The sequence below is a fragment of the Pseudonocardia xinjiangensis genome, from assembly GCF_050948425.1.
In the GTDB taxonomy this organism is placed as follows: Bacteria; Actinomycetota; Actinomycetes; order Mycobacteriales; family Pseudonocardiaceae; genus Pseudonocardia; species Pseudonocardia xinjiangensis.
The window spans coordinates 1,735,364-1,755,881 of sequence record NZ_CP192009.1; the positions used below are offsets into that span (position 1 = coordinate 1,735,364).

Here is a 20,518-nt window from a genome sequence, read left to right on the forward strand (position 1 = left end):
CTATCGTGGGACGGCCAGTGGCATCGTGGCAGGGCCAATCCCGCCCGAGTTCGGAAGGCCACTCATGGAGCTGCCGCCGCTTCACCTCGACCGGAACGCCGACCGGCCGCTCGCGGTGCAGCTCGCCGACGCGTTGCGGGCCGTCACCGCCGGGGGCACCCTGCGGGCGGGGGACCGCCTGCCCTCCACCCGCGAGCTGGCCGCCACCCTCGGCGTGAGCCGCACGGTCACCGCGGCGGCCTACGACCAACTGCTCGCCGAGGGCTGGGCGGTCGGACGGCGCGGGGCCGGCACGTTCGTCGTCGGCGCACCTGCCGGACCTCCGGCCCACCCGCGCCCGGCCACGCCGCCTCCCCCGGCCGGGAGACGCCGGTCCGGGGTGGTCTCGCTGCGGCCGGGCACCCCGTGTCTCGAAGCTCTCGACCGGGCTGCGTGGCGCCGGGCCTGGCGGGCCGCCGCCGACCCGGCGCCGGACGTGGGGCCCGACCCCATCGGGCTTCCGGCGTTCCGGGCGGCCGTGGTGGAGCACCTGCTCCGGCACCGCGGACTGGCCGCCGATCCCGCGCAGGTGCTCGCCACCGGGGGCAGCACCGCCGCCGTCGCCGAACTGGCGCGCACCCTGCCCGCCGGAGCGCGCGTGGCCGTGGAGGAGCCGGGGTACCAGCGGGCGGTCGCCGCGTTGCAGGCCGCCGGGCTCACCGTGCTGCCCGTCCCGGTGGACGCGGCCGGCCTCGTGGTGGAGGCCCTCCCGCCCGAGCTCGCGGCGGTGTACTGCACCCCGGCGCACCAGTACCCGCTGGGCGCCCGGCTCTCGGCGGCACGCCGACTGGCGCTGGTGGAGCGCGCCCGCGCGGACGGGTTCCTCGTGATCGAGGACGACTACGACGGCGAGCTGCGCTACGACGTCGCCCCGCTGCCCCTGCTCGCCGCGCTGGGCCCGGACGTCGTGGCGCACCTGGGGACCACGAGCAAGCTGCTCACGCCGACCCTCGGGGCGGGGTGGCTGGTGGCTCCCCCTGCTGTGCGTGCCGCGGTACTCGGCCTGCGCGACCGCACCGGCATGCGCCCCGTCCGGGCCGGTCAGCGGGTGTTCGTGGCCTTCGCCGCGCACGGTGACCTGGCCCGGCACCTGCGCCGGCTGCGTCGTGAGCTGGCCGAGCGACGGGCGGCGGTGGCCGCTGCGGTGCACGCAGCAGGCCACCTCCTGGAGGGTGACGCCGCGGGGGCCCACGTGCTCGTCCCGCTGCCGGACGCCGCTGCCGAGCGGACCGTCATCGACGCCGCGGCGGCCCGTGGCGTCGACCTGGACGGTCTGGCCCGTCACCATGCAGGCCGGCCCGGACGGTCGGGGCTGGTCCTCGGATACGCGAAGCCACCGCGGGCCGAGCTGGAGCGCGGCCTCGCGGTGGCCCGTGACGTCCTGGCGCTAGGAGCGCGCTGAGCCGGCGCCCACCTCGGGCGCGGCGGCGGTGTCGCCGAGGTGCAGATCGACCCTCGACCGCTCTCCCGCGGGCAGCTGCACCCGCATCGCGCTCTGCATCGTGGCCACCACCGTGTAATGGCCGGGCTCCAGACCGGAGATCTCGAACGTCCCGTCCGGTCCGGTCGTGGCGGCGGCCACCGCCTCGCCGTCGGCTCCGCTCACGGCGACCGTGGCGGACGCCTGCGGCGCGCCGTCGGCTCCGGTCACCCTGCCGGTGACACCCGCGATCGTGGACTGCAGCAGGACCTCGACCATCGTGGGCACGTCCGCGGCGACCTGCACCGCCGCCGCGCCGGGGAGGTGCCCGGGAAGGTTCGCCGTCACGGTGGTGCGGCCGGCGGGCACTCCGGCGAGCGTGAACGTGCCGTCCTCGCCGGTGCGAGTGCTCCCGACGACGCGGCCGGACCCGTCGGTGGCCAGCGCCATGGCGCCGGCGAGCGGGACGCCGGTGCGGGCCGCTCGCACGGTGCCGGTGACGGTGCCGTCGCCGCGCAGGGCGAAGTGGTGCACGGTGCCCGCCCCGTTGAGGACGATCGACGTCACGTCCGGACGGAAGCCGGGGGAGGTGGCCACGGCCATGTACGAGCCGGGCGGCAGCCCCCGCAGGGAGAACCGGCCGTCCTGGTCGACGGCGGCGCGCGCCACCTGGCGCCCGTTCGCGTCGGTCACGGTGACGACCCCGTCGGGGACCGCGCTGCCCGCGGCTGTGCGGACCTCACCGAGGATCTCGCCTGCGGCCGGCGCCGGTACCCGCGGTGCCGGGGCCCCCGTCGGCGCCGATGTGACGGGCTCGGGCTCGAAGGAAATGTCCTCGACGAGCTCGCTCGGGCCGGACCCCGCCTCGCCCCCGACCGCGGCGAGCTCCGCGCCCACCGAGGACGCCCGGTCCGTCGCGTTGCGCCCTCCGGTGAGCCATGAGGCGAGTGCGGCGAGGAGGCTCGCGCCGACCGCGAACCAGAAGGCGACAGCAAGACCTTCCGCGAACGGCCCGGAGATGAGATCCGGGAAGAAGCTGCGACCGGTCAGGAAGGCGGCCTGGTCGGGCGGCAACGTGGTCAGCACCCCGCCGAGCAGCTGCTGAACCGGGTTGTAGCCGAGGAAGGCGGCGAACAGCACGGCCACCGGCGGCAGCGCGGCGATCCGGCTCGCGTCGGCCGCGGGCACCCCGTGCTGCAGCAGCCCCGCCTGCAGCACGGACGGGAGGTGCTCCGAGAGCCCCAGGATCATCAGGCCGAAGAACAGGCCGATGGACAGCACGATGGCCGAGTTCTGGAAGGTCGCGGTCATCCCGGCGCCCGCGCCCCGCGATCCGGCGGGGAGGCTGTTCATGACGTCGGCCCGGTTGGGCGAGGTGAACAGGCCCATGCCCACCCCGTTGACCAGCAGGATCGCGGCGAAGGCGGGGTAGGGGAAGTTGATCGGCAGGATCAGCAGCAGCACGAAGCTCAGCGCTGAGATGACCATGCCGACGGTGGCCAGCCCGCGCCCGCCCCACCGGTCGGCCAGCACTCCCGACACCGGCGCGGAGAGGAGGAAGCCGACCGTCAGGGGCAGCATGTAGATGCCTGCCCACAGCGGCGTCTGCTCGAAGCTGTAGCCGTGCTGCGGCAGCCAGATGCCCTGCAGCCAGATGATCAGGACGAACTGCAGCCCACCCCGGCCCAGCGACGCCAGGAGGTTGGCGGCGTTGCCGTACGTGAAGCGCCGGATCCTGAACAGCGACAGGGTGAACAGCGGGCTCGCCACCCGCTTCTCGATGATCCCGAACAGCACCAGCACGACGATCCCGCCGATGATGCAGGTGAGCACGAGGGGGCTGGTCCAGCCCATGACGTGGGTGCCGTAGGGCTGGATGCCGTACGTGATGCCCACCAGCAGCGCGACCAGGCCGACCGCGAAGGTGATGTTGCCCCACCAGTCCATCTTCGCCGGCGTGCGGACGCTGGTGTCGCGGAGCTTGGCGTAGGCCCAGAACGTGCCGAAGACGCCGAACGGCACCGACACGAGGAACACCAGGTGCCAGTTCACCGGTGCGAGCACGCCGCCGAGGACCAGGCCGATGAACGAGCCGGCGATGGCCGCGACACCGTTGATGCCGAGCGCGAGGCCGCGCTGGTGCACGGGGAACGCATCGGTGAGGATCGCGCTCGAGTTGGCGAACAGGAACGCGCCGCCGATGCCCTGCACGACGCGCCAGCCGATGAGCCAGAGCGCGCCCGCGCCGCCGCTCTGCCACGTGATCGCGAGGAACACCGAGGCGATCGTGAAGATCGCGAACCCGATGTTGTACATCCGCACGCGGCCGTACATGTCCCCGAGCCGGCCGAAGCCCACGACCAGCACCGCCGTGACGACCAGGAAGCCCATGATCATCCACAGCAGGTAGCTGGTGTTGCCGGGGGCCAGCGGGTCGAGGCCGATGCCGCGGAAGATGTCGGGCAGTGCGATCAGCACGATCGACGAGTTGATCGTGGCCATGAGCAGGCCGAGGGTCGTGTTGGACATGGCGATCCACTTGTAGCCGGAGTCCGGCTCCGCGTCCGACGGCCTTCCCGCCGGTCCGCGCTCCTCGACTGCCGCTTCCACGTCACCACTCCCGCCAGGGCACATGAGCAATTACTTGTCCCATGCTAAACACATTGGCGGGCGGCCATGTTCCAGCGGGGTAAAACGGGTGTCAGCCCTGGTGCGGGTACCCCGTGGTCGTCGGCGGGACGAACGTCTCCTTGATGGTGCGCGGGCTCACCCAGCGCAACAGGTTGTAGATCGACCCCGCCTTGTCGTTCGTGCCCGACGCGCGCCCGCCGCCGAAGGGCTGCTGGCCGACGACGGCACCGGTCGGTTTGTCGTTGACGTAGAAGTTGCCCGCCGCGAACCGGAGTGCCTCTGTGGCGCGCACGACTGCGGCGCGGTCCCGGGCGATCACCGAGCCGGTGAGGCCGTACGGCGCCCCGTTGTCGACGTGGGTCAGCACCTGCTCGAAGTCGCCGTCGTCATAGACGTGCACCGCGAGCAGCGGGCCGAAGTACTCGGTGCGGAACACCTCGTGGTCGTGGTCGGAGCCGACCACGACCGTCGGCCGGACGAAGTACCCGGTCGAGTCGTCGGCCGTGCCCCCGGCGACGACCTCGAGCGACGGGTCGGAGTGTGCCGCCTGCAGCGCCGCCGACACCTTGTCGAAGGCCCGCCGGTCGATCACGGCCCCGAGGAAGTTGCGGAAGTCGGTGACGTCACCCATCGGCAGCGCCTCCACCTCGTCGACGAGGTCGTCGCGCAGCCGGGCCCAGACCGAGCGCGGGACGAATGCGCGCGACGCCGCGGAGCACTTCTGCCCCTGGTACTCGAACGCCCCGCGGACGAGGGCGGTGCGCAGCACGTCGACGTCGGCCGACGGGTGGGCGACGACGAAGTCCTTGCCGCCGGTCTCACCGACCAGTCGCGGGTAGGTGGCGTAGGCGCCGATGTTGGCGCCGACCTGCTGCCACAGGTGCTGGAACGTGGCGGACGAGCCGGTGAAGTGGATGCCGGCGAGCGCGCGGTCGGCGAGCAGCACCTCGGAGATGTCGCGCCCGTCCCCGGTGAGGAGGTTGATCACACCCGGTGGCATCCCGGCCTCCTCCAGCAGCCGCATCGTCAGGTGCGCGGCGAGACCCTGGGTCGGCGAGGGCTTCCAGATCACCGTGTTGCCCATCAGCGCGGGCGCGGTGGGCAGGTTGCCGGCGATCGCGGTGAAGTTGAACGGGGTGATCGCGTAGACGAAGCCCTCCAGCGGGCGGTAGTCCATGCGGTTCCACGCGCCCGCCCCGCTGTTCGGCTGGTTCTCGTGGATCTGGCGTGCGAAGTGGACGTTGAAGCGCCAGAAGTCGGCCAGCTCGCAGGCGGAGTCGACCTCCGCCTGGATCGCGGTCTTCGACTGGCCGAGCATCGTGGCGGCGTTGAGCCGGTCGCGCCACGGGCCCGAGAGCAGGTCGGCGGCCCGCAGCAGCACCGCGGCACGGTCGTCGAACGGCATCGCGCGCCACGCGGGAGCGGCCCGGAGCGCGGCCTCGGCGGCCGCCTTGGCGTCCTCGTGGCCCGCGTTGGCGTACGCGCCGAGGACGTGGCCGTGGTCGTGCGGGGCGACCACGTCGACGCGTGGACCGCCCGGCATGTGCTGCCGGCCGTCGATCGTGACCGTCAGGTCGTGGTGCTGTGCGCCCAGCTCGGCCAGCGCCGCCTGCAGGCTCGCCCGCTCCGGCGAGCCCGGGGCGTAGTCGCGCACGGTCTCGTTGCGCGGCGGCGGCGTGCTGGTGATCGCGTCCATGGCGGAGCCTCCCCGGGTCAGGTGCCCAGAACCCTAGGAAGGTGCACGCCCGCGCGGGTCGTTCAACCGGATGACGATGGCGCCCGGCTCTTGTCCGATCCGACAGGGTCGGGCCGCTGGACGACGTCGGAGCGGACGGCGGCGAGCAAGTGCAGGTGGTGCATGAGCCGCGCGCGGGGGTCGTCCAGGCGCAGCGCACCCACGGCGACCGCGCGCCGTACCCGGTACCGCAGCGTGTTCGGGTGCACGGTGAGCCGGTGCGCCGCCAGCCGCACGTCCCCCATCGCGTCGAGCCAGGCGAGCACGGATCCGACGAGGTCGGTGCCGTGGTCGCGGTCGTAGCCGACCAGCAGCGCGACCGCGGGATCATGGAGGTCCGGGCTCGCCTGCAGCAGATCGAGCGCCTGGTTGAGCAGCACCTCGGCCCGCAGGTCGGAGAACGCGGCCACCGTCGGGTCGTCGGGACCGTCCGGCATCGCGTCGAGCACCCGGTCGGCCTCCCGCCGCGACGCCGCCGCTCCGGCGAGCCCCGCCACCGCCGACCCGACCCCGGCCTGCACGCGCACGCCGGTGCGCCGCAGCGTCATCGCCGCCACCTCGGTGCACATGGCGAGCAGTGCCGGCTCCGTCACGTCCAGCGGGACGTCGGGCAGCACGGCGTAGACCCGGGCGCCGTGCGAGGCGGTGAGCGCGGCCCGGCGGTAGGTGGCGGCATGCACCGAGACCACGTCGGTGAGCTCGGCGAGGCTCAGCTCGTGCGTCGCCCGGTCGACGGCCCGGTCACCTGCCGGCAGCGGACCGCGATCGCGGACGGCGAAGGCCGCCACGAGCGCGGGCCGCTGCTCGTCGAGGCCGAACACGCCGGCGACCAGGCCCGCGTTGGTGCGCCCGTCGAGCAGTCCGGCGACCAGGTCCCGGCTCCAGCGCGCGCCCGGCGCCTCCCGGCTGCGCCGCCGGACCAGGTGACCCGCTGCCACGCGCGCCGCCCCGAGCAGGACGTCGGCCGCCCGTTCGGCGAACGGCGACGCGCCCTCCTGCACCCAGATCGTCCCGAGCTGGCGTTGCCCGGCGTGGATGCCGACGGCGAGCCTGCGGCGCACGCCCAGGTCGGCGTGCTCGTCGACCTCCACGACCTCCTCGCCCCCGCGCAACCGGTCGAACACCCCCCAGTCGCGCAGCATGCGCAGGTAGTCCGGCGGCCCCTGCCAGCCCAGGATGGACAGCCGCCGCAGCTCGTCGACCTGTGCCGCGTCGCTGTCGGAGCGGGAGTAGGCGAGCACCCGGCTCGCCGTGTCCTCGATGCTGACGATGCCGTTGGTGAGCAGCGAGACCGTCTGCGCCAGGGAGAACAGGTCGCCCGGGCCGTCCTCCGTGGTGCCTCCGCCCCCGTCGAGCACGTCCCTGGCCAGCGACTCCAGCCGTTCCCACCGGACGTCGTGGCGCACCACCAGCAGCGGGACCCCCGCGGCGGCCGCCGCGGCCCGGAGCTCGTCGACGGCGTCACCGGCCTTCACGGCTACGGCGGCGGCCCGGCCCCGGGCCAGGCTGCGGACGATCGGCACCGCGTCGCGTCCGCGCGCCCCGATCACCAGGACGAGCTGCCCCGCGTACTGGTCGGGCCCGTCGTCCGGGTCGACGATCGTGAGACCCGTGACGGGCACGTCGAGCCCCGCGGGTGACTCCACCACGTCGACCAGGGGCTCGCCGACCGCGGCCAGGACCTGCCGGAGGGTGGTCTCCACGGGCGCCTCATCGTCGGCTCGGACGAGCGGAGTGGCAGAACCTTAGCTGATCGGACAAGACTCGGGGGTGGAAACGCCACCTACCGTCCTGCGCATGATTCGGAACGTCCTGCTCGCCGCAGCCCGGTCCCGGGCCGTCCGCGCCGCTGTGGAAGCCGGACCGTTCGACCCGCTGGTCAACCGCTTCGTGGCCGGTACGACCGTGGACGACGCCCTCGCGGCGATCCGCGCGATCACCACCGACCGGCTCGTGACGGTGGACCACCTCGGTGAGGACACCACCGACCGCGCCAGGGCCGAGGCGACGGTGGACGCCTACCGCTTGCTGCTGCAGCGCTTGGCCGACGGCGGTCTCGCCGACCGGGTGGAGGTGTCGGTCAAGCTCTCCGCGCTGGGCCAGGCACTGCCGGTGGACGCCGACAAGATCGCGCTCGAGTCGGCGCGCCAGATCTGCGAGGCCGCAGCCGCGGCCGGCACGACCGTCACCGTCGACATGGAGGACCACACCACCACCGACTCCACCCTGGGCATCGTGCGTGACCTGCGCGTCGACCACCCGTGGGTCGGCGCCGTGCTCCAGGCCCAGCTGCGCCGGACCGAGGCGGACTGCCGCGACCTCGCCGGACCGGGCTCCCGGGTGCGGCTGTGCAAGGGCGCCTACGACGAGCCCGCCGCGGTCGCGTTCACGAGCCGTTCCGAGGTGGACCGTTCGTACGTGCGGTGCCTGAAGGTGCTGATGGCGGGGGAGGGCCTGCCGATGGTGGCCACCCACGACCCGCGTCTGATCGACATCGCCCGCTTCCTGGCCGGCCACCACGGCCGCTCGGCGGCGCGCTACGAGCTCCAGATGCTGTACGGGGTGCGCCCGCGCGCGCAGTCGGAGCTCGCGGCCGAGGGGCTGCGGGTGCGCGTCTACCTGCCCTACGGCACCGAGTGGTTCGGTTACTTCATGCGCAGGCTCGGCGAGCGCCCGGCGAACCTGGCGTTCTTCGCGCGTTCACTGCTGACCCGCGGCTGAACGCCCCGCACCCTTGGGGTGCGCGTGGCTCGCCAGAGGGCCGGCCAGGTTCCAGTTGGGCGCGACCATCTCCCGGGTGATGTGGCTCTCGTCGGCCGGCTCGCCGCAGGTCTCGCAGACCATCGCGATCGCCAGTGGGTGGTCGCCGTGGATCTTGCGCATGGCGGGCTCGGTGACGACCCACTTGTCGCCCCAGTCCATCAGGGCCAGTATCGCCGGGCCCAGCGCCCGGCCGGCCTCGGTCAGGTGATAGCCGTGGTGACGGGAGCCGTCGGCGCCGGGGCGCTGTTCGAGGATCCCCGCCTCGACGAGGGACTTCAGGCGTGCGGCGATGCGGTCGCGAGGGGCGCCGGTGTTGCGGGCGATCTGGTTGAACTGGTGGTTGCCGAAGAACACCTCGCGCATCGCCAGCAGGGCCCACCGGTCGCCGACCAGTTCCAGCGCTGCCGCGAGCGCGCAGGGACGGCCGGGCAGGGAGGTCGGATCGATGTGCTCAGCGGCCATGCACCGAGCGTACGGGGAGAGTGGTTTGTAAATCAAACCGTGCGGTGATAGCGTTCCGCGCTGCCGGCGATGGTTTGAAATTCAAACCGATTGCCCCGCGTCGGCCTCAGAAGCTCGGAAGCGAAACGGGATCGGGATCATGACCACGAATGCAGTGAAGACCGCCGTCGTCACGGGAGCCTCCTCGCCGTTCGGCGGCGCCTACGCCCTCAGGCTCGCCGAGCGGGGGTACGTCCCCGTCCTCGTCGGCCGCGCCGAGGGCAGGCTCGAGGACATCGCCGCCAGCATCGCGCGGCAGACCGGTGTGACCGCCGAGGTCCTGGTCGCGGACCTGACGTCCTCGCAGGACGTGGAGCGTCTCGAAGGGTGGCTCCGTACGGACGAGTCGGTCGAGTTCCTCGTCAACGCGGCCGGTGCGGCGATGTTCGCGCCGAGCCCGGGCTTCGACACAGCCGCCACCGAGCAGATGATCGCGCTCAACGTCATCGCCGCGACCAGGCTGACCACCGCCGCGCTGGCCGGTCTCACCGCTCGCGGGCGCGGCACGGTCGTGAACGTCTCCTCCGCGATGGCGTTCTGGCACCAGCCCGTCAGCTCGGTCTACAGCGCCACCAAGAGCTACGTGCTGACCTTCAGCCAGGCGCTCCAGCAGGAGCTGGCCGGCAGCGGCGTCACGGTCCAGGTCGTGGTTCCCGGCGCCATGCGCACCGAGTTCTGGGACGGCTCCGGGATCGACATCTCCGTGTTCTCCGACGAGTACCTCATGTCTCCCGAGGTGGCCGTGGATGCCGCACTGGCCGGGCTCGACGCCGGCGAGGTCGTGACCATCCCCTCGCTCGCCGACATCGGCAGCTGGGAGGACTACGAGAAGGCTCGCGGCGTCCTCGCGCCCATCCTCTCGCGCGACGTCCCCGCGGAGCGCTACCGCCGCTGACAGCCCGCCCCGCCCCGCCCCGCGAGTCGCCCGTTTACCGTCCGCGAGTCGCCCGTCTCCCGTCGGCGAGTCGCCCGGTCCGCGGGATGGCGGGTCAGGGGCGTGCGGACGCGTCGCGGACCTCGAAGACGGCTACGCGCTCGGCCGCCGCGGCGAACTGGTCGGGGTCGGCCCGTTCGACCAGCCCGATGCGGACGAAGAAGTCCACGCCGTGCGGCACCTCGGTGGGGAAGGCGCGCATGACCGCGCGGCGGAGGTCGGGGTCGGCCACCTCCCGCAGCGTGACGTCGCGGCGCCGTCTGCCGCGCACGAGCTCGCCGCGGCCGGCTGTCCGCGCGTTGCGCGCCCAGTCGGACTGCGGCAGTCCGGCCACGACGTACCGGTGCCCGTCCACGGTGAGCGGCGAGACGGGCGTGGTCCGGGGCTGTCCCGTGCGGCGGCCGGGGACGGTCAGGAGGTGGATGGTGCCGAGTGGCAGCCCGATCCGGTGCAACGTCCGCACGATGCGGTTGGCCACCGGGAGCCACGACGGCAGCTGCTGTGCCTGCACGGAAATCCCTTCGATCGTCGAAGTAATGGGGTCAGGGTAAACTCCTTCGAGTGCCGAAGCAATCTGCTGTCGAGCGGGCTGCCCGTGCCGCCGAGCAGTTCGGCAGCGCGGCCGACGCCGTGGACGCGGCCGCGGCCGACCTGTTCGGCGTCAACCGCACCGACCTGCGCATCCTCGGCGCGGTGGTGGAGCGTCCGCTCACCGCCGGGCAGGTGGCCGAGGCCGTCGGGCTGAGCCCGGCCGCAGCCACCACGGCGATCCAGCGGCTCGTGGCCCGGGGCCACCTCACCCGGGATCCCGACCCCGACGACCGCCGGCGCGCCGTCGTGGAGCTGACGCCGTCGGCGCGGGAGCAGGCGATGCGGATCTACGAGCCCGTCGGTGCCGCGGGCGTGCGTGAGCTGCAGCGCCGGACGGTGGCCGAGCTGGAGGTGATCGCCGACTTCCTCGAGCGCGGCCGGGCGCTGCAGCTCGAGCAGGCCGAGCGGATCCGGGGGATGGCCCGGGAGTCGGGTCAGGCGTTGCCGTAGACGCGCTGCGGCTCGATCAGCACCGCCACCCGGCGCTCCTCGCGCATCACACGGTCGTAGGCGTCCCAGTCGTCATGGGTGCCGCCCGCGCCGGCGAACACGGCCCGCAGCAGCAGCCGCAGGCCCTCGGCGTCGATTCCGTCGGCGGGGTCGTCGGGACCGATCAGCTCGCTGGTGCCGTCGACGCCCGCCCACTGCCAGCCGGCCCGCCACAACACGGACGTCGCCGGCCGTGCGCGCAGGTTGCGCAGCTTCACCGGGCCGTAGGTGACGTAGCCGACGACGGGGCGTCCCGTGATCGGATGGTCGAGCACCCCCGCGTTGACCAGCGAGGAGTGTGGTGTGCCATCGGCCCGCACGACGCTCACGCTCGCGAGCCCGCTCTCCCGGGGCACGATGCGGTGGACGGGGGCGAGGTCGGGTGCGGCGTCGGGTCCAGCCATGGGCCCAGTCTGGCACCCCGCGGGCTCCCTCACCCGAGCCTGCGCACGCCTCCGCTGGTGCTGAGGAACACGCCGCGCAGTGCCATCCCGGCCTGCTCGCAGGTGAGCGCCAGTGCCGTAGCCCACTCGCGGTCGGCCGGGAGCACCGTGTCGACGCCGACACGTTCGAGCGTGAGGATCACCGAGCCCGGGCCCAGATCGGTGTCCAGCTCCCCGCGCAGCCCGGCCAGGATCCGGGAGAGACCCTCGAGCGGGCCGTCCTGCGGGCGTCGGGGCATGTCGGCGATGGGCACGACGACCGGCGCCTGCCGGCCGTCCCCGTCGACGAACATCAGCCAGAGCTGCCGGACGGCGGCGGCCGCCCCGACGAGGTCGGTGACGCGCTGCAGCACGTCGGCGTCGGTGAGCAGGAGCGGGGCGTCCGCGGCGTTCGGGATCGACATGCCCATGAGGGTGGGCGACCGGCTCCCTCCGGCGGGGCCGTCTCGTCGAACCTGTGGACAACTCCGCCGGGGGGACGCTGCGTGGGCGACTCGCTGACGCGGAACGGGCGACTCGCGGGCACGGAACGGGCGACTCGCGGGCACGGAACGGGCGACTCGCGGGTATGTCTGGGTACGACTCGGCGGAAGGATCGACGGTGAGCAGGTTGTTGCGGGGGCCGAGTGCGCCCCGGGCCCGGCTGCGGGAGCTGCTGGAGGACGGCTCGGGCCCGGTGCTCGCGCCGGGCGCGTACGACGGTCTCTCGGCCCGGCTCGTCGAGCAGGCCGGGTTCGACGTCGTGTACATGACCGGTTTCGGCACCACGGCCTCCCTCATCGGACGGCCCGACGTGGGGTTGCTCTCCGGGGCCGAGATGGTCGACAACGCCCGGCGGATCGTCGCCGCGGTGGACCTCCCGGTCATCGCGGACGCCGACACCGGCTACGGCAACGCGATCAACGTGGTGCGCACGGTGCAGGCCTACGAGCAGGCCGGGGTGGCCGGCATCCACCTCGAGGACCAGGTGACGCCGAAGAAGTGCGGCCACATGAGCGGCAAGGCGGTGATCCCCGCCGGGGAGATGGCCGGGAAGATCCGCGCCGCCGTCGCCGCCCGTCGCGACCCCGATCTGGTGCTCATCGCCCGCACCGACGCCGCGGCCGTCGAGGGCCTGGACGCTGCGATCGCCCGGGCCGGGGCGTACGCCGAAGCGGGGGCCGATCTGCTGTTCGTCGAGGCTCCGACCAGCGAGGACGACATCGCGCGGGTCGCGCGCGAGCTCGCGGGCGTGGCTCCGCTGGTGTTCAACTGGGCCGAGGGCGGCAGGACCCCGCCGCTGCCGCTGCAGCAGATCGGCGAGCTCGGGTTCGCGCTCGTGCTGTACCCGATCGGGACCCTGCTGGCCGCCACGGCCGGGATCCGATCCCTGCTGGCGACGCTCAAGGCGGACGGCACCCCGGCGGCGGCGCTGCCGGGGCTGCCGGCGTTCGGCGAGTTCACCGACCTCATCGGCCTGCCCGAGATCGGCGATCTCGAGCAGCGCTTCGGCTCCTGACCGCGGCGGGGCGGATCGGGCCGGCAGCCCGCCGGCACGGGACCCCCGGACGGCGGGTGAACCTGCCCCGCGGCTCGCGGGAGCCCCCGTCTGCCCGGTGGAGCCGCTCCGCCTACTCTCGGGCGCCATGAGCCGGGACAAGGTGCGGGTGGCCGTGGTGTTCGGTGGCCGCAGCAGCGAGCACGCGATCTCCTGCATCTCCGCTGGGTCGGTGCTCTCCCACCTCGACCGGGAGCGCTTCGAGGTCGTGCCGGTGGGCATCACCACCACCGGGGCCTGGGTGCTCGGCACCGACGACCCCCGTGAGCTGGCGTTGTCCGGCCGCGCGCTGCCCTCGGTCGACGAGTCGCGCACGGCGCTGGCCCTGCCCGGCGACCCGACGCGCGGCGGCCTCGTGGTCCTCGACCCCGACCGGGCGGGGGAGGTCTTCTCCGGCATCGACGTGGTGTTCCCGGTGCTGCACGGGCCGTTCGGGGAGGACGGCACCATCCAGGGGCTGCTGGAGATGGCGGGCGTCCCCTACGTCGGGGCCGGGGTGCTCGCGAGCGCGGCCGCGATGGACAAGGAGTTCGCCAAGAAGCTGCTGGCGGCCGACGGGCTGCCCGTCGGCGACCTCGTGGTGCTCCGTCCGGGCACCGCCACGCTCACCTCCGAGCAGCGCGACCGGCTGGGGCTCCCGGTGTTCGTGAAGCCCGCGCGGGCGGGGTCGTCCGTGGGCATCACCCGGGTCACCGACTGGGCCGCACTCGACGACGCGATCGCGCTGGCGCGCGAGCACGACCCGAAGGTGCTCGTGGAGGCCGCGGTGGTGGGCCGCGAGGTGGAGGTCGCCGTCCTGGAGTTCCCGGACGGGACGGTGCGGGCGAGCGTGCCCGCCGAGATCCGCATCGTGGGCACGGGCGCCGACGGCAGCGCGCCGGAGTTCTACGACTTCGAGGCCAAGTACCTCGACGACGTCTGCGAGTTCGACATCCCCGCCAAGCTGGGCGACGCGGAGTCCGAACGGCTCCGCGAGATGGCGGTGGCCGCGTTCCGGGCACTCGACGGCCAGGGCCTGGCCCGCGTCGACTTCTTCGTGGGCCCGAGCGGGGAGCTGACCGTCAACGAGGTCAACACGATGCCCGGCTTCACCCCGATCTCGATGTTCCCGCGCGCCTGGTCGGTGACGGGGATCGACTACCCGACGCTGCTCACCACCCTCGTGGAGACGGCCGTCGCCCGAGGCACCGGCCTGCGCTGACCCCTCAGCCCCCGGCCACCGTCCGGTAGATCAGGAAGGCGTTGAGCCCGATGATCACCGCCGCGGCCAGGCCGGCCACCACGGTGGTGATCCGCCGGTTGACCAGCTCGGCCATCACGTCCCGGCGGCGGGTGAGCAGCACCAGCGGTACCAGCGCGAACGGGATGCCGAACGACAGCACCACCTGGGAGAGCACGAGCGCCCGGGTGGGGTCCCAGCCGACACCCAGCACGACGAGCGCCGGGGTGATGGTGAGGAGCCTGCGCAGCAGCAGCGGGATCCGGCGGCGGATGAACCCCTGCATCACCACCTGCCCCGCGTAGGTGCCGACCCCGGACGACGCGAAGCCCGACGCGAGCAGGGCCAGCGCGAACGCGAACGCCGCCGGCTGGTCGAGCACCCGGGCCAGGCCGGCGTGGACGCCTTCCAGGGTGTCGGTGGCGGGCACGTCGGAGCCGAAGAACAGCGCCGCGGAGATCAGCAGCATGGACGCGTTGATCAGCCCGGCCAGCCCCATCCCGACGAGGACGTCGAGCTGCTGGTAGCGCAGCAGGAACCGGCGGTCGCTCACGGAGGTGGCGGGGATACGGGTGTTCGTGAGCGCGGAGTGCAGGTAGATGACGTGGGGCATCACGGTGGCGCCGAGGATGCCGGTGGCCAGCAGGAGGCTGTCGGTGCCCTCGAAGCGGGGGACGAGCCCGGCGACGGCGTCGCCCGTGTCGATGCCGATGCGCAGCACGGTGCTGAGGAACCCGAGCAGGATCACGGCGAACAACCCGGCGATGGCCAGCTCGAACGGGCGGTAGCCCTTGCCCTGCAGGGCCAGCAGAGCGAACGCGACGATCCCGGTGATCACCCCGCCGGTGAGCAGCGGGATGCCGAACAGCAGGTGCAGCGCGATCGCCCCGCCGATCACCTCGGCAAGGTCGGTGGCGATGGCCACGAGCTCGGCCTGCACCCACATCACGCGGGTGACCGGGCGGGGGAACCGTTCCCGGCACATCTCCGGCAGGTTGCGCCCGGTGGCCAGCCCGAGCTTGGCCGAGAGCGTCTGGATGAGCATCGCCAGCAGGTTCGCGCCGACGATCACCCACAGCAGCAGGTAGCCGAACTCGGCGCCGGCCGAGAAGTTGGTGGCGAAGTTGCCGGGGTCGACGTAGGCGATGGCGGCGACGATGGCCGGGCCGAAGAACGCGAGCCTGCCCCGTAGGCCGCCCCGGGCCCTGAGCTCGTCGACGGTGGGCGCGGCGCCCTTCGTGGCCGTCACGAGGCGTCCCCGTCGACGACGTGGCCGTGCACCAGGTGCGTGAGCGGCTCGCCGAGGGGGTGGCGGTCGTCGCCGACCCGCACCCAGCGCGGGCCGCCGAAGGGGGCCTGCTCCTCGACCGTGACCACGACGCCGGGGAGCACCCCGAGGTCGCCGAGGTACCGCAGCGCTGCGCTGTCGCGGTCCGAGACGCGCTCCACGCGGAACCGGCGGCCGGGCGGCACGGCGGCCAGCGCCTCGCCCCAGTCCTCCTCGTGCGGCCCGTCGCGCGGCGGGATGGGGTCGCCGTGCGGGTCGTGGGTGGGATGGCCCAGCGCGGCGTCGATGCGCTCCTCGAGCCGCTCGGACAGCGCGTGCTCCAACAGTTCGGCCTCGGCGTGCACCTCGTCCCACGGCACGTCGAGTATGCGCGCGAGGAAGGTCTCCAGCAGCCGGTGGCGGCGCACCACGCGCAGCGCGGCGCGTTCCCCGGTGGGGGTGAGCTGCAGCAACCGGTGGTCCGGTCGCGTGAGGAGCTCGCCGTCCTCCAGCCGTTTGACCATGGCGGAGACCGACGGGGAGGACACGCCCAGCTCGTGGGCCAGCAGGCTGGCGGTGACCGGTTCCGCGCGGTGGGCGAGGTTGAAGATCGTCTTCAGGTAGTCCTCGGTGGCGCGCGACATAGTCACCATGACGACTGATGTTAGACGCGGCTAACAGCTCCGGCTAGCGCACTTTGACAGGTACCGCCGGCAAGGCTCCCCGGACCACGTCGGAGACCTGCTGCAGCGGTCCGCTGCCGGAGTCGACCGGCTCGGTGACCACCACGTACACCGGGCGGTCCACGGTGACGTAGCTGACCACCTGCGGGTTGGGCGCATCGTCGGAGAGCTGGAGCCACTGCACCCCGTTGATCTCCAGGAGGGCCGAGGTGGGGGTCAGCTCGACGGGACGCGGAAGCCCGCAGCGGAGCACGACCGGCTGAGGGGCGGCCACCCAGGCCCGCACCCCCGGCGGGGCGGGCTCGGCCAGCGGACGCGTCGGCAGGGCGTCACCCGGGTCGCCCAGCTCGGCGGGGAGCGCGGCGAGAACCTTGCCGCAGTCCGGGCCGGTGGCGTCCGGGGCGTCCACGGGGACGACCGCCAGCGGGCCGGTCGCCGGCGGGGGCGGCGCGGGCTCGCCGAGCCCGCGGGCCCGCGCTGTGATGGATATCGCGGCCACCACCACGGCGAGCAGCAGCGGCAACGCGATCGCGATGACGACCGGGGTGGAGGGCCGGGAGCGAACTGACGGAGGCATGGTCAGGAGGAGAGGTGGACCACCGGACAGGTGAGGGTCCGCGTGATGCCTCCGACGCCCTGGACCTGGGCAACTACGAGTTGACCAAGTAGGTCGACGTCCTCGGCTTCCGCGCGGACGATGACGTCGTAGGGGCCCGTCACGTCCTCCGCGGAGACCACGCCGGTGATGCCGGAGATCTCCGCAGCCACGGCTGCGGCCTTGCCGACCTCCGTCTGCACCAGGATGTAAGCCTGCACCACGGCGTGCCCCTTCCACATCGGTCGAGCTCTCCGGGGTAGGAAAGTCGGAAGCCGAACGTACCGGAGGTGGCCACTGTGCCGACATCGTTCCCGCCCCCCATCGGCGACGCCGAGGCGGAGAACACACTCGCGGGCATCGGCGAGTTCGGTCTGATCAGCCGGATGACCACCGGACGCGTGCAGCCCGCGGGCACGCTGCTCGGGCCGGGCGACGACGCGGCGGTGGTGGCCGCACCCGACGGGCGGGTGGTCGCGTGCACCGACGTCCTGGTCGAGGGCGTGCACTTCCGGCTCGACTGGTCGGCTCCCGACCAGGTCGGACGCAAGGCCGCGGCGGCGAACCTGGCGGACGTCGCGGCGATGGGCGCGGTGCCGACGGCGCTGCTCGTCGGGCTCGCGTGCCGCAAGGACACGGCCGTCGAGACGCTGACGGGCCTGGTCGACGGGTTGTGGGCGGAGGCCGAGCTCGCGGGCGTCGGGGTGGTCGGCGGTGACGTGGCGTCGTCTCCGACGCTGGTGCTCTCCGTCACAGCGCTCGGATCGCTGGAGGGCCGGGAGCCGGTGACGCGCGCGGGAGCGCGTCCGGGTGAGGTGCTGGCGCTGTGCGGGCGGGTCGGCTGGTCGGCGGCGGGTCTCGCCGTGCTGGCGCGCGGGTTCCGGTCGCCCGCGGCCGTGGTGGGCGCGCATCGGGTGCCCGAGCCGCCGTATGCGGCCGGACCGCAGGCGGCGCTGGCCGGCGCCACCTCCATGATCGACATCTCGGACGGCCTGATCGCCGACCTCGGGCACGTCGCGCGGGCGTCCGGGGTGCTGCTCGATGTGCGCAGCCGCGCCTTCGACATGCCCGCCCGGCTGGTCGATGTCGGTGCCGCACTCGGTGTCGACCCGCTGCACTGGCTGCTCACCGGGGGTGAGGACCACGCGCTCGCGGCCACGTTCCCCGGTCCGGAGGTCCCCGACGGCTGGACCACCATCGGTGCGGTCCGGCGGGGCGAGCCCGCGGTGCTGGTGGACGGCAGGCTCTACGACGGCGGCCCCGGCGGCTGGGACCACTTCGCCCGCTGAGGCCGCCCGCTCCGGGTGATCGTCGGCACGTTCCCGGCACATCTCCGGCCGTCCGGTGCTAGTTTTTCACCGTCAGCACTGACGGTGAAAGGTGGCAAACGCTCATGACGTCGCGGGACGACCAGCGCGCCGCCACCTACCGTCGGATCGTCGACGTGGCGGTCGAGTCGCTCATCGAGGAGGGTTTCGCCGCCACGACCACGGTGGAGGTGCAGCGTCGTGCCGGCCTGAGCCGGGGCGCGCTCCTGCACCACTTCCCGACGAGGGAGCAGCTCTTCACCGCGGCGGTCCACCGGCTGGTGCAGGTCAACCTCGAAGCCATGTGGGCGGAGCTGGCGGCGGCCCCGGCCGGGGCCGACCCGGTCACCCGCGGCATGTGGGTGCTCCGCCGCGCGAGCAGGCGCCCGTCCTTCGGCGCGGAGCTCGAGCTGTGGGGCGCCGCGCGCACCGACCACCGCCTGCGGGAGGCCCTGCGGGCCGCCGAACGCGGAGCCCGCAAGGAGCTCTACGCCGTGATCGACGGGGTGTTCGGCCCGGAGATCGTCGCCGCCCCCTCCTACCCCCTCGTGGTGGAGCTGACCGTCCAGCTGATGCGCGGCCTGACGATCAGCGCCGCGCTGCACGAGCGCGTCAAGGAGGACGAGCCGCTGATCGACCGGTGGGCGCAGGTCGTCCGGTCGGTGCTGGCTGCCGCCTCCCCGCCGTCCTGACTCCAGGAGATGCCGAATGTCCGCTACACACGACGTGTTCAACCAGGTTCCCCCGCTGGGTGACGTCGACACCGCGGCCGATCCCGCGCTGCTCGAGGCGCTGCACCGGGAGGGCGCGGGCTGGGCGGAGGCCGACGTGCACGCGGCGGGCCTGCTGGCCGGCAGCGAGCAGGCTCGCGAGTGGGCCCGGCTGGCCGACGGGCACTCGCCCGTGCTGCGCACCCACGACCGTGTCGGGCACCGGATCGACGAGGTCGAGTTCCACCCGGCGTGGCACGAGCTCATCGGCACCGCGGTCCGGCTGGGCCTGACCGCCGCACCGTGGCGGGACGACCGGCCCGGCGCGCACGTCGCGCACGCCGCCGCCACCTATGCCTGGAGCCAGGTGGAGGCCGGGCACATGTGCCCGATCGGGATGACCTACGCGGTGGTGCCGAGCCTGCGCCAGGCTCCCGAGCTGGCAGCCGCCTACGAGCCGTTGCTGGCCGCCCGGGAGTACGAACCGGGGTCGCGGCCCCCGCTGGGCAAGCCGGGGCTGCTCGCCGGGATGTCGATGACCGAGAAGCAGGGCGGCTCGGACGTGCGGGCCAACACCACCCGCGCGGTCCGCTCCGCGGACGGCAGCTACCGGTTGACCGGCCACAAGTGGTTCACCTCGGCGCCCATGTGCGACGTGTTCCTGGTGCTCGCCCAGGCGCCCGGTGGCCTGTCCTGCTTCCTGCTGCCCCGGGTCCTGCCCGACGGCACCCACAACCGGATGCATCTGCAGCGGCTCAAGGACAAGCTCGGGAACCGGTCGAACGCCTCGGCCGAGCTCGAGTACGACGACGCCGCGGCGTGGCTGATCGCCGAGGAGGGCGACGGCCTGCGGGTGATCATGGAGATGGTCAACCTCTCGCGCCTGGCCGTCACCATCTGGAGCGCTGCCGGGATGCGGGCGGCCACGGTGGCGGCGGTCCACCACGCCACGCACCGCCAGGCGTTCGGCGCCTACCTGCGCGACCAGCCGCTGATGCGCAACGTGCTGGCCGATCTGGCACTGGAGAGCGAGGCCGCCGTCGCGCTGGCGATGCGCCTCGCGGGCGCCACCGACCGCGCCGTCCGCGGGGACCGCACCGAAGCGGCGTTCCGGCGCCTGGCCGGCGCCGTCGGCAAGTACTGGATCTGCAAGCGGACGTCCATCCACGCCGCCGAGGCGCTCGAGTGCCTCGGCGGCAACGGGTACGTCGAGGACTCCGGCATGCCACGCCTGTACCGCGAGGCGCCGCTCAACTCCGTGTGGGAGGGCTCGGGCAACGTCGCCGCGCTCGACGTACTGAGGGTGCTGCGGCGGGAGCCGGAGGCGGCAGTGGCGTTCCTCGGTGAGCTCGACGACGCGGTGGGCGCCGACCGCCGCTACGACTCGGCCGTCGCCCGCCTGCGCACCGACCTGGCCGCGGTGGCGTCGGCCGACCCGCGGGACCCGGGCGTCCAGTTCGGGGCCCGGCGCCTGGTCGAGCAGATGGCACTCGCGGTTCAGGCGTCGCTGCTCATCCGGCACGGGCACCCCGCGGTCGCCGACGGCTTCTGCGCCTCCCGCCTCGACGCCGACCGGGGTCAGGTGCTCGGCACCCTCCCGGCCGGCCTCGACGTCGGAACCGTCATCGAACGCGCTCAGCTCAAGACCGCGTAG

At 73.5% G+C, this 20,518-nt stretch carries 20 protein-coding genes; 9 read left to right on the forward strand and 11 right to left on the reverse strand.

What is annotated here, in order from left to right:
- The first annotated feature begins 64 nt into the window (after positions 1-64).
- Positions 65-1,441 carry a PLP-dependent aminotransferase family protein gene (locus tag ACQPZA_RS08235; RefSeq protein WP_433279683.1) on the forward strand — a complete coding sequence of 459 codons (1,377 nt, stop codon included), beginning with the start codon at positions 65-67 and terminating at the stop codon, positions 1,439-1,441.
- On the opposite strand, the gene ACQPZA_RS08240 is transcribed toward ACQPZA_RS08235, so the two are convergent.
- The 3 genes from ACQPZA_RS08240 to ACQPZA_RS08250 all read right to left on the reverse strand — a co-directional run bounded on the left by ACQPZA_RS08240 (position 1,427) and on the right by ACQPZA_RS08250 (position 7,528).
- Positions 1,427-3,988, reverse strand: coding sequence for an MFS transporter (locus ACQPZA_RS08240; protein ID WP_433282717.1), 2,562 nt, complete (start codon positions 3,986-3,988; stop codon positions 1,427-1,429). The two genes, ACQPZA_RS08235 and ACQPZA_RS08240, sit on opposite strands and share 15 nt — an antisense overlap.
- Positions 3,989-4,160: 172 nt before the next feature.
- Complete coding sequence (pruA, locus tag ACQPZA_RS08245; RefSeq protein ID WP_433279684.1) at positions 4,161-5,786, reverse strand: L-glutamate gamma-semialdehyde dehydrogenase; 1,626 nt, start codon at positions 5,784-5,786, stop codon at positions 4,161-4,163.
- Between the two features lie 62 nt (positions 5,787-5,848).
- The gene (locus ACQPZA_RS08250; protein ID WP_433279685.1) at positions 5,849-7,528 is read right to left on the reverse strand and encodes a PucR family transcriptional regulator; all 1,680 of its coding nucleotides are present in this window, start codon (positions 7,526-7,528) and stop codon (positions 5,849-5,851) included.
- Positions 7,529-7,622: 94 nt separating this feature from the next.
- Between ACQPZA_RS08250 and ACQPZA_RS08255 the strand changes: the two genes are divergently transcribed.
- A complete protein-coding gene (locus ACQPZA_RS08255; protein ID WP_169398242.1) occupies positions 7,623-8,546 on the forward strand; it encodes a proline dehydrogenase family protein in 924 nt (307 codons plus the stop codon).
- On the opposite strand, the gene ACQPZA_RS08260 is transcribed toward ACQPZA_RS08255, so the two are convergent.
- Positions 8,526-9,050 carry a winged helix-turn-helix transcriptional regulator gene (locus tag ACQPZA_RS08260; protein WP_433279686.1) on the reverse strand — a complete coding sequence of 175 codons (525 nt, stop codon included), beginning with the start codon at positions 9,048-9,050 and terminating at the stop codon, positions 8,526-8,528. The genes ACQPZA_RS08255 and ACQPZA_RS08260 overlap by 21 nt on opposite strands.
- Positions 9,051-9,189: 139 nt before the next feature.
- Between ACQPZA_RS08260 and ACQPZA_RS08265 the strand changes: the two genes are divergently transcribed.
- The gene (locus ACQPZA_RS08265) at positions 9,190-9,984 is read left to right on the forward strand and encodes an SDR family NAD(P)-dependent oxidoreductase (protein ID WP_433279687.1); all 795 of its coding nucleotides are present in this window, start codon (positions 9,190-9,192) and stop codon (positions 9,982-9,984) included.
- Positions 9,985-10,078: 94 nt separating this feature from the next.
- Here ACQPZA_RS08265 and ACQPZA_RS08270 read toward each other — a convergent pair whose 3' ends face one another.
- Positions 10,079-10,534: a nitroreductase family deazaflavin-dependent oxidoreductase gene (locus ACQPZA_RS08270; RefSeq protein WP_433279688.1), complete on the reverse strand. Its 456-nt coding sequence runs from the start codon at positions 10,532-10,534 to the stop codon at positions 10,079-10,081.
- Between the two features lie 50 nt (positions 10,535-10,584).
- Here ACQPZA_RS08270 and ACQPZA_RS08275 point away from each other — a divergent pair, with 50 nt between their 5' ends.
- A complete protein-coding gene (locus ACQPZA_RS08275; protein WP_433279689.1) occupies positions 10,585-11,064 on the forward strand; it encodes a MarR family winged helix-turn-helix transcriptional regulator in 480 nt (159 codons plus the stop codon).
- Here the strand turns inward: ACQPZA_RS08275 and ACQPZA_RS08280 are convergent.
- Both ACQPZA_RS08280 and ACQPZA_RS08285 read right to left on the reverse strand, forming a co-directional pair.
- The gene (locus ACQPZA_RS08280) at positions 11,049-11,507 is read right to left on the reverse strand and encodes a TIGR03618 family F420-dependent PPOX class oxidoreductase (protein ID WP_433279690.1); all 459 of its coding nucleotides are present in this window, start codon (positions 11,505-11,507) and stop codon (positions 11,049-11,051) included. The genes ACQPZA_RS08275 and ACQPZA_RS08280 overlap by 16 nt on opposite strands.
- A 29-nt stretch (positions 11,508-11,536) precedes the next feature.
- Positions 11,537-11,950, reverse strand: coding sequence for a hypothetical protein (locus tag ACQPZA_RS08285; protein ID WP_433279691.1), 414 nt, complete (start codon positions 11,948-11,950; stop codon positions 11,537-11,539).
- Positions 11,951-12,147: 197 nt separating this feature from the next.
- Here ACQPZA_RS08285 and ACQPZA_RS08290 point away from each other — a divergent pair, with 197 nt between their 5' ends.
- Together ACQPZA_RS08290 and ACQPZA_RS08295 are read left to right on the forward strand one after the other, a co-directional pair.
- Positions 12,148-13,044, forward strand: coding sequence for an isocitrate lyase/PEP mutase family protein (locus tag ACQPZA_RS08290; RefSeq protein ID WP_433279692.1), 897 nt, complete (start codon positions 12,148-12,150; stop codon positions 13,042-13,044).
- A gap of 127 nt (positions 13,045-13,171) precedes the next feature.
- Positions 13,172-14,284, forward strand: coding sequence for a D-alanine--D-alanine ligase family protein (locus ACQPZA_RS08295; RefSeq protein ID WP_433279693.1), 1,113 nt, complete (start codon positions 13,172-13,174; stop codon positions 14,282-14,284).
- Positions 14,285-14,288: 4 nt separating this feature from the next.
- Here ACQPZA_RS08295 and ACQPZA_RS08300 read toward each other — a convergent pair whose 3' ends face one another.
- Genes ACQPZA_RS08300 through ACQPZA_RS08315 form a run of 4 tightly spaced genes read right to left on the reverse strand, consistent with a single transcriptional unit; the run spans position 14,289 to position 17,071 of the window.
- Complete coding sequence (locus ACQPZA_RS08300) at positions 14,289-15,551, reverse strand: Nramp family divalent metal transporter (protein WP_433279694.1); 1,263 nt, start codon at positions 15,549-15,551, stop codon at positions 14,289-14,291.
- Positions 15,548-16,222, reverse strand: coding sequence for a metal-dependent transcriptional regulator (locus ACQPZA_RS08305; RefSeq protein ID WP_433279695.1), 675 nt, complete (start codon positions 16,220-16,222; stop codon positions 15,548-15,550). Before ACQPZA_RS08305 ends, ACQPZA_RS08300 begins: the two co-directional genes overlap by 4 nt.
- A 34-nt stretch (positions 16,223-16,256) precedes the next feature.
- Positions 16,257-16,829, reverse strand: a complete 573-nt coding sequence (locus tag ACQPZA_RS08310; protein WP_433279696.1) for a DUF3515 domain-containing protein — start codon at positions 16,827-16,829, stop codon at positions 16,257-16,259.
- A 2-nt stretch (positions 16,830-16,831) separates the two neighbouring features.
- Positions 16,832-17,071, reverse strand: a complete 240-nt coding sequence (locus tag ACQPZA_RS08315) for an Lrp/AsnC ligand binding domain-containing protein (RefSeq protein ID WP_169399193.1) — start codon at positions 17,069-17,071, stop codon at positions 16,832-16,834.
- Between the two features lie 75 nt (positions 17,072-17,146).
- Here ACQPZA_RS08315 and ACQPZA_RS08320 point away from each other — a divergent pair, with 75 nt between their 5' ends.
- The 3 genes from ACQPZA_RS08320 (at position 17,147) to ACQPZA_RS08330 (ending at position 20,518) form a co-directional block, all read left to right on the forward strand.
- Entirely contained in the window at positions 17,147-18,136 is a 990-nt protein-coding gene (locus ACQPZA_RS08320; RefSeq protein WP_312859444.1) for a thiamine-phosphate kinase, read from the forward strand.
- Between the two features lie 104 nt (positions 18,137-18,240).
- Positions 18,241-18,846, forward strand: coding sequence for a TetR/AcrR family transcriptional regulator (locus ACQPZA_RS08325; RefSeq protein WP_169399194.1), 606 nt, complete (start codon positions 18,241-18,243; stop codon positions 18,844-18,846).
- A 16-nt stretch (positions 18,847-18,862) separates the two neighbouring features.
- The gene (locus ACQPZA_RS08330) at positions 18,863-20,518 is read left to right on the forward strand and encodes an acyl-CoA dehydrogenase family protein (protein ID WP_433279697.1); all 1,656 of its coding nucleotides are present in this window, start codon (positions 18,863-18,865) and stop codon (positions 20,516-20,518) included.